Source organism: Sulfurovum sp. UBA12169 (assembly GCA_002742845.1).
Taxonomy (GTDB): Bacteria; Campylobacterota; Campylobacteria; order Campylobacterales; family Sulfurovaceae; genus Sulfurovum.
In genome coordinates, this window is the sequence record DLUH01000002.1 from 43,125 (window position 1) to 56,423 (window position 13,299).

At 38.7% G+C, this 13,299-nt stretch carries 13 protein-coding genes; 2 read left to right on the top strand and 11 right to left on the bottom strand.

Annotated elements, in window-relative coordinates; genetic code table 11:
* Window positions 1-17: 17 nt before the first annotated feature.
* The 10 genes from CFH81_03830 to rplI all read right to left on the bottom strand — a co-directional run bounded on the left by CFH81_03830 (window position 18) and on the right by rplI (window position 9,168).
* Window positions 18-785 (bottom strand): hypothetical protein, encoded by a 768-nt coding sequence (locus tag CFH81_03830; protein DAB40635.1) that lies wholly within the window; start codon window positions 783-785, stop codon window positions 18-20.
* Window positions 778-1,590 (bottom strand): AAA family ATPase, encoded by an 813-nt coding sequence (locus CFH81_03835; GenBank protein ID DAB40636.1) that lies wholly within the window; start codon window positions 1,588-1,590, stop codon window positions 778-780. The genes CFH81_03830 and CFH81_03835 overlap by 8 nt, the downstream gene beginning before the upstream one ends.
* On the bottom strand, window positions 1,580-3,166 hold the full coding sequence (locus CFH81_03840; protein DAB40637.1) for a pilus (MSHA type) biogenesis protein MshL: 1,587 nt from the start codon (window positions 3,164-3,166) through the stop codon (window positions 1,580-1,582). The genes CFH81_03835 and CFH81_03840 overlap by 11 nt, the downstream gene beginning before the upstream one ends.
* Window positions 3,167-3,170: 4 nt before the next feature.
* Window positions 3,171-3,578: a hypothetical protein gene (locus CFH81_03845; protein DAB40638.1), complete on the bottom strand. Its 408-nt coding sequence runs from the start codon at window positions 3,576-3,578 to the stop codon at window positions 3,171-3,173.
* Window positions 3,578-4,231, bottom strand: a complete 654-nt coding sequence (locus CFH81_03850; protein DAB40639.1) for a hypothetical protein — start codon at window positions 4,229-4,231, stop codon at window positions 3,578-3,580. The genes CFH81_03845 and CFH81_03850 overlap by 1 nt, the downstream gene beginning before the upstream one ends.
* Window positions 4,228-5,760 (bottom strand): hypothetical protein, encoded by a 1,533-nt coding sequence (locus CFH81_03855; GenBank protein DAB40640.1) that lies wholly within the window; start codon window positions 5,758-5,760, stop codon window positions 4,228-4,230. The genes CFH81_03850 and CFH81_03855 overlap by 4 nt, the downstream gene beginning before the upstream one ends.
* A gap of 124 nt (window positions 5,761-5,884) precedes the next feature.
* A complete protein-coding gene (locus CFH81_03860; protein DAB40641.1) occupies window positions 5,885-6,784 on the bottom strand; it encodes a GTPase Era in 900 nt (299 codons plus the stop codon).
* 14 nt (window positions 6,785-6,798) lie between these two features.
* Entirely contained in the window at window positions 6,799-8,127 is a 1,329-nt protein-coding gene (locus tag CFH81_03865) for an HslU--HslV peptidase ATPase subunit (protein DAB40642.1), read from the bottom strand.
* Window positions 8,128-8,194: 67 nt separating this feature from the next.
* Complete coding sequence (locus CFH81_03870) at window positions 8,195-8,725, bottom strand: HslU--HslV peptidase proteolytic subunit (GenBank protein ID DAB40643.1); 531 nt, start codon at window positions 8,723-8,725, stop codon at window positions 8,195-8,197.
* Complete coding sequence (rplI, locus tag CFH81_03875) at window positions 8,725-9,168, bottom strand: 50S ribosomal protein L9 (GenBank protein DAB40644.1); 444 nt, start codon at window positions 9,166-9,168, stop codon at window positions 8,725-8,727. Before rplI ends, CFH81_03870 begins: the two co-directional genes overlap by 1 nt.
* A gap of 145 nt (window positions 9,169-9,313) precedes the next feature.
* Between rplI and CFH81_03880 the strand changes: the two genes are divergently transcribed.
* Both CFH81_03880 and CFH81_03885 read left to right on the top strand, forming a co-directional pair.
* Window positions 9,314-11,266 (top strand): peptidase M3, encoded by a 1,953-nt coding sequence (locus CFH81_03880; protein DAB40645.1) that lies wholly within the window; start codon window positions 9,314-9,316, stop codon window positions 11,264-11,266.
* Between the two features lie 29 nt (window positions 11,267-11,295).
* Window positions 11,296-11,811 carry a hypothetical protein gene (locus CFH81_03885; GenBank protein DAB40646.1) on the top strand — a complete coding sequence of 172 codons (516 nt, stop codon included), beginning with the start codon at window positions 11,296-11,298 and terminating at the stop codon, window positions 11,809-11,811.
* Between the two features lie 99 nt (window positions 11,812-11,910).
* Here CFH81_03885 and CFH81_03890 read toward each other — a convergent pair whose 3' ends face one another.
* On the bottom strand, window positions 11,911-13,164 hold the full coding sequence (locus CFH81_03890) for an argininosuccinate synthase (GenBank protein ID DAB40647.1): 1,254 nt from the start codon (window positions 13,162-13,164) through the stop codon (window positions 11,911-11,913).
* Window positions 13,165-13,299 lie beyond the last annotated feature (135 nt).

The following is a 13,299-nucleotide window of genomic DNA, read 5'->3' on the forward strand; positions in this document are numbered from 1 at the left end:
AAAAATGATTTTTTACTCTAAAAAGAACCATTTTTAATCTGTTCCATTAGTTTTTTAGCCTGCCTAGAATCTGTTTTTTGTATATAAGCCGTTAAAGTACGCATGGCTTCATTTTTCCGGCCAAGTTTTAATTTAGATTTGACAGATATTAGCCAGGATTCTTCAATGCTGCTATTTACTTTATTGGTTTGCAAAGCCCAATATTCGGCTTTTTGATATTTCCCTTGATTGAAATAACTTTTTGCCAGAAAAAGAGCATCCTCAACATCACGAGATTCATAAAAACGTTTTTCAACCTCTTGATATGCTGCAGTGCTTGTTGTCTCAATAATATTTAAATGTACTCTTTTTTTCTGTATTTCTTTTTTAGGCACAGGCTCACTTATTTGTGTCTGGAAGGGCGCCTCTTCTTCTTCAAGAACCGATACCTCCTGAGCGATATCGTAAGGATCTGCCTGGATCATTGTTTCAGGCGCAGGCATCTCTTTTTTTTCTTCTTTGGGAGGATAAACCTCCAATGTACGTATCGGCCCGTTCAGCAAAACAGTACTTTGATTATGTTCATTTTTGCTTTCGATCAGCACCGGATTTTGACGCTGAACTTCAATTTCAGTTTTTGCTTCCGTCTTCTTTTTTAAAAAACGAACAAAATCATCTTCATAAGGCAACAAAAGCAAAACAATAGCTACGGTAAACAATGAGGTAGCTATCAAAATGTACCATGGTTTCATTTTTTTTCTTTTATATTTTTTCCACTCTTCTTCTAAAGGCTTAATGTCATACATGAATATATCCTAATTTCAATGCTGCCATTTCGATAATGCGTTTTGGTATCTTTTCATAATTGATTTTAATCGGCTCATTTTTATCATAATATTCACAAATTTCAAAAATGGTAAAAAGCAGCTTATTGCATTCTCTATAATTTCCTTGCGTGAAAGTATGAATCAATTTCATATCTTTTTCTTTAATGCTGTTTGCAATTTCAAAAAGATTTTTTTTAAGCAATTTTTTGTGCACATAAGCAGTCTGGTCTTCTTTGGTTGCATTCTTCAATTCAATAACTTCCCAAATACGGGATTGAAAATGCTCTTTGGCAATAAGATCCTCATCCTCCGTCTTATGCAGAGAGACAACAAACTTTACACTTCTGCTATCAGAAAGGAGCCTGATTTTTTCCATCATCTGAGGGCCATACATTTGAGCCTCATCAAGGAGGATAATAATTTCTCTTTTGCCTCTTAACTCTTTACAAAAGTTGACCAATGCGGAAAAATTGACTTCTGTGTTGCGTGGCAGATCCTGCTTGGTTAAAACTTTAAATAATTTATGGAAAAATTCTTTCTCTGTAACAGAAGGGGTATCAAAATAATAAATCTCTTTTTGATATTTTAATTTTGTAAAAATACGATTAAGGAGTATACTTTTGCCTGTGCCGGGCCTACCGAAAAGCAAAATCATCTTTAACGGTTTATCAAGGCTGTGCTGCAACCTCCCGTATGCCGACTTGGCGGAATCAAGTTCTATGTAATCATCGATATCTATAGAATCGATGAATACATTTTTGGCGGCCTCATATCTACTTTTCATTAACTTTTGAATAACCCAAATCTTTGAGTGACACCGATTTAGAATTTTTTACAACATGGGGTGTAATAATTAATACCAACTCTTCAATCGTATTGATCTTTTTTTCGTTTTTAAATGCATACTCCAACAAAGGCAAATCCCCCAATAGCGGTACCTTATTGATTTCAACACCGGATTTAGAAGAAATCAATCCCCCCAATATCGCATGCTCTCCGTCTTTTACCTTGATAACAGAAGCGATCTGTCTTCTTATCAAGTCAGGCGGGATTGTTCTGACACCCGAATCGCTTTGTACTGCTTCTACTGTATCGGAAATAGAAGGATTGATCTTTAGCGTAATCATGCCGTTTGCATCAATCTCGGGTGTAATATCAAGCAATATTCCGGCAAAAACAGAATCAACCAACTCTCCTTCTGCTGCACTCGTGCCGCCTCCGCTTGTGGTTGTCGTGGCTGATTTTATCTTATAAAACAGTTCTTTTCCGACACTGATCAGTGCCGGCTGGTTGTTCAGCGTCATTACCCTTGGGCTGGAGATAGACTTTACATCGCCTTGCGTACCTAAAAATTTTACCACATCAGACACTTCGGTTCTTCCTGTAATATTTATCAGTTGGCCGTTGCGCGGTCTTGTATCTTCAGCAAATGTTGCATCCGTAATACCGTCTACATTGTCAAAAGTGAAAGAGCTTATATTTTTTTGCGCCATTGCCAAAGAGTTGACCGTAACGTTCTGCAATCCGTAAAGTTGCGACCAGTCAACACCTGTTGTTTTACTGTCATCAAAAGTCACTGTTAAAATGCGTACATCTATCAGTACCTGTGATTTAATCTGCTGAGAAAGGGTGTCTATATATCTTGCAACCCTGTTGATCTGCTGATCAGTTCCCGTTACTGTTACCATCCCTGCTTCCGCATTGATAATTGGGGCCAATGGATTGTATTCCCATACCTGACCGTCAGGACCTGTCCATCCCTGACCGGTTTTAGCATAATGCGTGCTTCCGTCTCCCGCGCCTATCAGAATACGCTGAATCTCTTTTTCAACGGTTTGCCAAAAAACAAATTCATCATTGCTTTCAATTGAGATGCCCGTTCTGCTTGTTGCACCGGTTCCTCCCTCTTGAGTGCCGCCTCCGGTTGAAGCAGCTGCATTATTTGAATTTGCGATGGTTACATGCGCATTGCTTTTTCCTGTTCTTTTTCCGGAAATATAGTGAATACGAAATGTTCGCGTGATTAAATATGAAATTTCCAGTTTGTTTCCGATCAATGTATAGTGGAGGTCGTTATCTTTAAGAATTGTATTTAAAAAACCTTTCAGGGTGCTGTTTTTTAATTTCACATAGTAAAGCTTCTTGTTCATTCTCATTTTGGCTGCGTCATCTTTTACAATAACCGACAAACTGCATGTATCGGCTAGATTTTCAATCACGTCGCCTATGCTTAATTTGCTATCAACAGTTACGCTAAATAATTTTGTGGAACATTCGTCGGCATTTAAAACATTAAACATTCCCAAAAATAGACCAAATGCAACAAAAAAATTTATCCCTTTTTTCTGTACTTTTTTCATTTTTTTACCTTCCTTCTACTATAATAAAATCATCTCTTTTTTTATGTAGAAATAATTTCTTTATTTTATTGGCATTTCTTAGCACAACACCTTTTTTGCCGACATATTTCAAGGTATATCCCATCACATTATCGCCGACATTCATCCATCCCTCATTGATATATGCTTTGCCGTTCATTATCCCATGCAGGGACAACTTTGCTTCTTCTGCCTCTTTGGGGACACCAAAAGTAGTCATATTGTTTTCATTGGTTAAGGCCACAAAAGGCTCTTTTGTTGTTTCCAATGCTTCAAGCTTTAAGCCTTCTCTTTTTTCATGAATCTTAACTACCATTTCTTCAATCTGCTTAACAGACAACTCAGCATAAGCACAAGCCGCAACACTCAAGAGTATAAAAATTATCTTTTTCATCAATGATTAATCCCCCATACTGAAATGTTAATGTCGGCATTTATCTTTGAGGAATTGGCATCCAAGAAAAGATTGGCGCCGTAAATGTCTGTTACCAAAACATTTTGTTCAATTTCATTCATGAACTTTACTATGTCTTTATAATTGCCTTTGCATCCTACCCCTACCTCCAAAACATATCCAAAGCTTCCATTGTTGTCTGCATAACGGTTTGTGATATATCTGATATCTACATTTTGCACTTCTGCTTTGTCGGTAATTGAATTCAAAAATCTAGACCAGCTTTTTTGATTGAACAGCATGTCTGAAAGTTTATCAAGATTACTGTCAATAAATTTTATTTTATAATTTAAATCGGCAATATTTTGTTTTTTTTGAACGATATCATTGTCATATTTTTTGACATAAAAATTTCGGTCTCCCCCGACTGTAATGGAATCAAGATAGGTAGTATGATCTATAATGCTTTTTTGTATGCTTTTTTTGTTTGCTTCACTTTTTTGAAACATTTTTTCCGTGTAAGGGAGCAAATAAGCATAGGCCAAATAGCTGATAATTCCAGCCATTCCTAAAATAATCAACCACTTTTCACTCCCTTTTTTGGGAGCAAAATACTCATCCATGGCTTCGAGTCTGTCTTCTATGTATTTCATCTGAAATCAACCTTTAGCAGACCCTTGTAGTAATTACTCACAGGGTCTTTTTGAATTAATTCAATATCAATTTGATTCATTTCATCAAAGTGCTTTTCTGAAATATAATGAATCAATTCAGTAAGCTTTCTGTCTTCAGAGCTTACCAAAGAGAGTAAAAAGGCATTGTCCTTGCTCTGGAGTTTTTCTACATGAACGCCATATCGGCTTAACTCTTCTGCAACAACATGAAGTATCTCAGATTTTAAACGATAATTTACTTTTTTGTTATAAATTGAAACAAGCGTAGCGGTTTTTGCATGATACTTCTCTTTCAATCGTACAATCTTTTCATCCAATGCTGAAATTTCTTTTTTCTTTTCCCCAAGTATTTGCTTGTATTTATTTGATTCTGCAGTTAATTTATTATCTTCAATCGTTAGTGCGTAAATTTTAGCATCATTCACATACGATCCTACAAGATAAACCAAAGGATAGGCCAAACCTAACGAAACAGCAGCAACCGTTGCGATAATAAATTGTCCGCTTGCACGATTGACGAATGCAGGCGGACGAGGGAACATTGTCAAATTTACAACAGACTCTTCATTCTCAATATAATCAAAAGAATTAAGCAGCATCAAATACTGCAATTGATCAATATGCCGCTCATTATTATCTATTTTATAGTTAAAATTTAACCCCGAAGAGGACAGCCCTAAATAGTTTTGACTGTATTCATCCAGCCCTACGATTGGTCCGCTCTCACTGCCGATATACATTTGGTCTACGCCGTCTAGCCCAAAAGCTCTTTTGGCATAAATAAGTATATCGTTAATGTGAATAAATATTTCGCCGAATATTTTCATAAAAGTTTTTTGGAATCGCGGATCAGTTGTTTTGAGCCCTTCATGCTCTAAAGCAGCATAAAATATTTTTTCATCCGCTTTTTCGCCGACAATTTCACAATATTTTTCATAAATCTGCTCAAGGGAAAATTCTATAGATTTAGAATAAAGATAGTGCCCGTTTTTATAAAGGGCTACAAAAGCATCATTGCCGGTAAAATAGATAAAACAATGGATACCGCTTGCTTGTAAAATCTCTTTTTTATACAACGCCTTATATAAAAGCGGAGCAGGAATAACAAGATCAATATATTTGGTTTGCTGCTTAACAGGAAAATAGAGATGCTCTAAAACCTCAGGCTCGGCAACAAAGATATGAAATATCCGTTCTTCTCCCGCATCTTCTGCTTCAAAAAAACTTATAATATATCTATTGGCCTGATCTAAACCCAACTCTTCATAGGCTTTTATATCAAGTATATCAGCGATATCTTCCTGCGGAATACTGCGGCTTAAACGTATTGTTGTACTGATAACATCCTTATTGCCCAAATAAGATGCAATAAAATTTGAAGTGTTATAAGTAAATTTATTTAAAGACTGAAACTTGTCATCTTTAAACAGGTAAGCTTTACTTGCGTAAGCATTGAGCGTAACAATATTTTTAATATCTGATTTTGATGAACTTTTTTTTAAAAACATCCTCGACTCCCTTCCTTCTTGACCAATTATATATGTTATAATATTAAAACTGTCTTACATAAATAAATGATTTTATTTAAAATCATTCTTCATTTTAAGTTTTCTTGTGATATTGATTGCAGTTTTATACAATATATCCAAACTCTTCAAGGCCTTCTTTGTTTTTACTCCATCCTCTTTTAACTGCGACATGCAAATCTAAAAAGATTTTTTTGCCTGAAAAAAGCTCCATCTGCTCGCGGGCGGACTTGCCTACACGCTTGATGCCTACTCCTTTTTGGCCGACTATCATCCCTTTTTGTGTCTCTTTTTCTACAATAATAGTGGCAAAAACTTTATCCATTTCATCGCTCTCTTCGATGCGTTCAATGGTCACGTCACTTTCATAGGGTATCTCATCGCTAAGATTTTCAAAGATAGATTCACGAATGAGTTCTTTATAGATATCTCTTATGTTATCCGTTGTAAGTATTTCAGTGTCATACAAAAAAGGAGAATAGGGCAAGTGCTTGGCTATTTCATCAAGCAGTTGCTTTTTCCCGACTTTTTTATTGACAGAAAAAGGGATAATGGCTTCAAAACGATCTTGATACTTTTGGTATTCTCCAAGTTTTTTAAGAATATCTTCCTGTTTGGCATGATCGATCTTGGTCAACACCACAATGTGTTTTGTTCCCTTTGCCTGGACAAGAGCTAAAAACTTTTCATATTCTGTCAATTTGTCTGTAACCGGTGCCAAAAAAACAATAAGATCACTGTCTCCCATTGCTTTGAGTGCTTCATCTAACATAAATTGGTTAAGCAATCTCTCTTTTTGGTGAATGCCCGGGGTGTCTACAAAAATGATCTGTGTATTTTCATGCATTACAATAATGTTCATTCGTTTTCGCGTAGCCTGCGCTTTTTTGGAAACCATTGCAAGTTTTTCACCCACCACATAATTTAGCAAAGTGCTTTTTCCTGCATTGGGACGCCCCACTACCGCTACAAACCCCGCTTTCGTACCTACGCTCTTATCAAACATCGACCATCCTCTTTTTATAATATATATCTTGTGGCATCTACATCTTCAACCACTTTGCCTATTTTTTCTGTTACAAGTGCTTTATCTACTACAATTCGTTCTCCGGCATGTTCATCAGCACTAAAACTTATTTCTTCAAGAATTTTTTCCATCACAGTATGGAGCCGTCTGGCTCCTATATCTTCCGTCTTTTCATTGGCAATTAAAGCATAATGCGCAATAGCGCGCAATGCCTCTTCCTCAAAGCACAAATCAACATTTTCTACACCCATCAATGCTTCATATTGCTTCATAAGCGAATTTTTAGGCTCGGTTAAGATACGATAAAGCGTCTCTTCATCCAAGCTGTCAAGCTCTACTCGCAAAGGAAAACGTCCCTGGAGTTCAGGAATAAGGTCGCTGGGCTTGGAAAGATGAAACGCGCCTGCTGCAATAAACAAAATATGGTCCGTTTTTACCATGCCCGCTTTTGTATGCACCGAAGACCCCTCAACAATAGGAAGCAAATCTCTCTGTACGCCTTCTTTGCTTGGGTCTTGTCTGCTTTGTGATCCGGAAGAGACGGCTATCTTGTCTATTTCATCAAGAAAGACAATTCCTCCTTTTTCTACTTTTTCAAGCGCTATGGCCTTAAGCTGCTCCTCATCCAAAAGCGCTTCACTCGCCTCTGCCTCAAGTATCTTCTTTGCTTCTTTTACCGTAACTTCCTTTTCGGGACCTTTTTTACCGTAGCCGCCCAGTACCTTAACGATGGATTCTTGGACCTGAATCATCTGGGGAGGAAGGCCTTCTTCGGAGAAGCTTGGATTTTTTGGCATCTCGACTTTGATTTTCAGATGATCCAGTTCTCCTTTTGCAAATTTTTCCTGCATTCTTAAAAAAGAGGCATCATATTCTTGTTTTTTTTGCTCACTTGCTCCGGCAGGAAGCGGCGGTAAAAGCTTTTCAATAATTTTGTTTTCAATATAATTTTCTATCTTCTCTTTGTTTTTCTCTTTTTCGCTCTCACGCACAATACCCATAGACACAGAAACCAAATCACGTATCATCGACTCTACATCGCGCCCTACAAATCCAACTTCCGTGTATTTGCTTGCCTCTACTTTAATAAAAGGCAAATTCATCATTTTTGCCAATCTTCTTGCAATTTCTGTTTTTCCCACGCCTGTACTGCCTATCATCAGGATGTTTTTAGGCACTACGTCATGCTGCATCTGAGGATTGAGCTGCATTCTTCTGTAGCGGTTTCTTAATGCCACAGCAATAGTCTTTTTGGCATCATTCTGCCCTATGACATATTTATCAAGATAGGCAACGATCTCTTTAGGTGTTAAATTCTCCAAAAAATATTCCTTTTCATCTTTTTTCTCAATTTTTATTTTGCTCTTGTGTTGAGCATTTTGCGCAGCATCACAACTCTAGAATTTTAATATTTTTATTGGTATAGATGCAGAGTTCGCCTGCGACTTCAAGTGATTCTTGCACCAGTGTCCTCGGATCAAGATCGGCATGTTTTTCCAATGCTCTTGCCGCCGAGATAGCATAGTTTCCGCCGCTCCCTATGGCAGCAATCTTTCCATCTTGAGGCTCAACCACATCCCCTGTTCCGCTAAGTATAAAGATATGCTCTTTGTTGAGCACAATCATCATCGCTTCAAGCTGACGCAGCTGCTTGTCTTTTCTCCACATCTTAGAAAAAGCAATGACCGACTTAAAAAGATCACCTTTTTTTTCTGCAAGTATCGTTTCAAACATATCAAAAAGATTAAAAGCATCCGCGGTACTTCCGGCAAATCCTGCTAAGACTTTACCCTCAAAGAGTGTGCGGATCTTTGTGGCATTACTTTTAAGTACGGTGCTGCCAAAGGTCACCTGCCCATCTCCGCCAATGACTGCTTTTCCTTCACCTCTGTAACCGAGTATCGTTGTCGCTTCAAACATTATACGCCCATCACTTCTATCCTGAGTATTGCATGAATACCATGTCCCAGTTTTGCATCCACCTCATGAATGCCTGTAGATTTAATAGCTTTTTTAAGACCGATATGTTTTTTGTCAAGCGCGATGTCAAACTGCTCTTCAATGGCTTGTGAGATATCGCCATTTCCGACTGAACCCTGTATGCCTACCGGAGCCAAAGGTTTTTTTATCTTGATCGTTTCCGCTTCAAGTGTAATTTTTTCAGCCTGAAGTCTAGCCAACTCGTCTCTGAGTTCGCGCGCTGCATTTTCCTGTTCTGTCTTCCAGTTTTCCATGACTTGAGGTGTCGCTAATTTTGCCAGACCTTTTCCTATGAGAAAATTTTGTCCGTATCCATCTTTCACTTCTTTTATCTCTCCGGCTTTGCCGAGCGTTTTTACATCTTTTATGAGCAATACTTTCATCTTATTTCCTTTGACGCATAGAATACTGCTATTTTATCGAATTTTTACTAGGGATTAGATGATAATTTTTTTCTCACACTTTTTCCAAAAATGTCTCTAAAGTTTTTATGCTACAATCGGTAAAAAATAGAACGGACAAATTACCATGTTTCAGCCATTTGCCATCCATGATTTGGAAACATTTCCTCAACAGCTTGAGGCGATACTCAACAGACACAGAGAAACTATAGACAATATCACAAAAAGTGATGAAAACAGTTATGAAAAAGTCTTCAAGCCATTGCAGGATCTAGATGAAGAGTTGGGACTCTTTTTTACACCGCTTGCGCATCTTAACTCCGTGATGAACGCACCGCAAACACAAAAAGCCTACGAAGAGTGCCTCCCTTTGCTTTCAAAATTTTCTTCACAAATGGCACAAAATGTTGCATTATTTAAAAAAATAGAACAGATCCAAACAAATAATGAAGAAGCCCAAACAGTATTAAAGCATGAAATAAGAGATTTTGTTCTCTCGGGCATCAATCTTCCTGATAAAAAAAAGAAAAGAATGGAAGAGATTGTTTTGCAGCTGAGTGAACTTGGCAATCAATTTTCACAGAACCTTCTCAATGCAACCAAGGCCTATGAGCTTACCGTAGAAGATGCAAAAGATGTAAGCGGACTGCCGCAAAGCGATATCGATGCAGCCGCAGAAGAGACTGATGGGAAAACTGTGTATACATTTTCACTTCAAATCCCCAGCTATCTTGCCTATATGACCTACGGGCCAAACCGTAAATACAGAGAAAAGCTTTACAAAGCATATAACACGCGCGCTCCCGAAAATGCAGAGGTGATCGACAAGATTTTAAAACTCAAAAATGAAAAAGCGCAACTGCTTGGCTTTGATAATTATGCCCAATACGCTCTTGAAAAAAGAGATGCCCCTGCACAAGAAGATGTCATAGCATTTTTGGAAGCATTGGCCATGCAAGCGCTTCCCCAAGCCAAAAAAGAGCTCGAAGAGCTGTCTGCTTTTGCCCAAAAAACAGACGGTATTCACTCACTTGAAAGTTACGATGTGGCCTACTACAGCGAAAAACTCAAAAAAGAAAAATTTGATTTCGATGACACTATGACCAAGCCCTATTTTAAACAAAGCAATGTTTTAAATGGACTGCTTGAGATTGTTACCGAACTGTTTGATGTTGCCTTTGAGCGGGTGGATGTACCAATCTGGCATTCGTGTGTAAAATGTTTTGATATCTATGAAAACGATATGCTTGCAGGGCGCATCTATTTTGATCTTGAAGCGCGCAAAGAAAAACAGGGCGGTGCTTGGATGAATGATTGGGAGACACACTATATTGACGCTCAGGGGGAAAAACATCTTCCTTCTGCTTTTGTCGTTTGCAATTTCTCGCCCTCTTTTAAAGAAACGCCTTCTTTGTTGCGCCACGATGATGTAGTCACCCTCTTTCATGAAATGGGGCACGCCATCCATCATCTTTTTGGCAAAAGCAAAGAACGCTCGGTTTCGGGCATCAATGCTGTTGCATGGGATGTGGTAGAATTTCCTTCGCAATTTTTGGAAAATTTTGCCTATGAGGGTACCATACTGAAACGTTTTGCATATCATTACAAAAGCGGTGCGCCCATTGACGATCTCCTCTTGAACAAAATCAAAGAGACCAAAAACTTCCAAGCCGCCCTGGGGATGCTTAGACAGATAGAATTTGCACTCTTTGACTTTAAGCTTCATCAAAAACTACATCAAAAAGATGAGATACAATCCCTGCTTGATACGATAAGAAAGACTACTGCCGTGCTGAAGCCCCCAAGCTACAGCAAATTTCAACATGGTTTTTCGCATATCTTTGCGGGAGGATATGCGGCAGGATACTACAGCTATAAATGGGCCGAAGTTCTCAGTGCGGATGCTTTTTTTGAATGCCTTGATGAAGACGAAGGCTTCAATAAAATCCAAGCCAGAGGCTACAAAGAACATATCCTGTCCAAGGGGGGTTCGCAAGAGATGAGCCGTCTTTATGAGGATTGGCTGGGAAGAAAGCCCGATGTAAAAAGTCTTATACGGCTTTATGAGATAGAGGCATAAAAAAACCTGTGAATGCAAATTAAAAAGCCATGAAAGAGCCTATTTATTTTGTAATGACTGCCGTTGCTATCTTTGCGCTCATCCTGCTGGGCGCAGTCTATAGTCCCTCATTTACCCAGCAGCAAACATATTTGGAACTTTTTTTTCTGCTTGGCAGCCTTCTTTTTATCTTTTCGGTACTGGTCGTTTTTGCTTGGATTGGATTTAAAACTTTTGCACTTTTTTTCATGCTTTTTTTAGCAATCATGATGATTCTTTTTGGGATAGAAGGGGTGCTGCTGATCAGTGCTCTGACCTACACAGCATGGGGATTTATTTTTGCGCTGGAAGTACTGCTGTTTGATCATGGGGTTGAGAGTGCTCAAGTATGGTTTATCCAAAAATATGATTTTGAAAGCTTTAAAAAAGAGTTCTATGCATTCTATCCCGTACTGGGATTGCTGTATATTCTGCTTGAACTGATTCCTCATATTCTCTATAGGGACAGGCTAATCGAGTTTAAGCCCTCAGATGTTTTGGCACGGATGGAAAAAATACTGAAGTAGCAACGTTTCTTTTTGCGAATGCGATGAATGTTTGTGCTTGCTGCAAAGAGACAAGGTTTCTCCGCTTTTTGGCGGAAGGACCATCTCCGGCAGAACAAATTAAAGTTTTTTGGTTTTTCCGATCAAAGAAGCGATACGCTCAGGCTGCTTTTTGCCTTCTATGATAAATCTCAATGCATTCAATCTAATAAAACCTTCTGCATCTGCCTGATTGTACACTTCGTCTTCTTCGAAAGTTGAGTGTGCTTCACTGTAGAGTGACGTGTCTGATTTTCTTCCCACGACAGTTACGCTTCCTTTATAGAGTTTAAGCTTCACTTCACCCTCTACATTTTCTTGCGTTGCATCGATCGCCGCTTGGAGCATTTTTCTTTCCGGAGACCACCAATACCCATTGTAGATCAACGATGCGTACTTTGGCATCATTTCATCTTTAAGGTGAGCCTCTTCTCTGTCAAGCGTAATTGACTCGATTGCCCTGTGTGCTTTGAGCATGATAGTTCCTCCCGGCGTTTCGTAGCATCCTCTGGCTTTCATTCCCACATAACGGTTCTCTACGATATCCACGCGCCCGATCCCGTGCTTGTTTCCATACTCATTCAATGTTTTTAATATCGTTGCGGGAGTCATCTCTTTGCCGTTGATAGCGACAGGGTCACCTTTTTTATACCCGATAGTGATATATTCAGCTTGGTCCGGTGCATTTTCGGGTGCAGTGGTCCATAGCCACATATCTTCTTCAGGCTCGGCACTTGGATCTTCAAGGATTTGGCCCTCATACGAGATATGCAAAAGGTTGGCATCCATAGAGTATGGAGATTTTTTTCCTTTTCTATCAATCTCAATACCATGCTCTTCTGCGTACGCCAAAAGCTTTTCACGGCTGTTAAGGTCCCACTCTCTCCAAGGAGCAATCACAGCAATATCCGGATCAAGGCTTAGGTATCCAAGCTCAAAACGAACCTGGTCATTTCCTTTTCCTGTTGCGCCGTGGCTTACCGCATCAGCACCTGTTTGCTTGGCAATCTCAATCTGTTTTTTGGCAATAAGCGGTCTAGCGATAGAAGTACCCAAAAGATACTCGCCTTCATAAATGGCATTGGCCCTAAACATAGGAAAAACAAAGTCCTTGACAAACTCTTCACGCAGATCCAGAATAAAAATGTTTTCCTCTTTTATGCCCAAACTTATCGCTTTTTTACGTGCAGGTTCTACCTCTTCTCCCTGTCCAAGATCGGCAGTGAAAGTTACCACCTCGCACTGATACTCATCTTGAAGCCATTTAAGGATGATACTTGTGTCAAGTCCTCCGCTATACGCCAATACTGCTTTTTTGATATTTCTTTTTGCCATAAACAAGCCTTTTGTAACTTTAATAATTTCGCGATTTTATCACACTATTAGTTAAATCCATATTTTTAACCGATATCCTCTTTGTTTTTTTTAGAGGAATTGTTTGACAAAAAGATTGCTGCATAAATCCTGTCT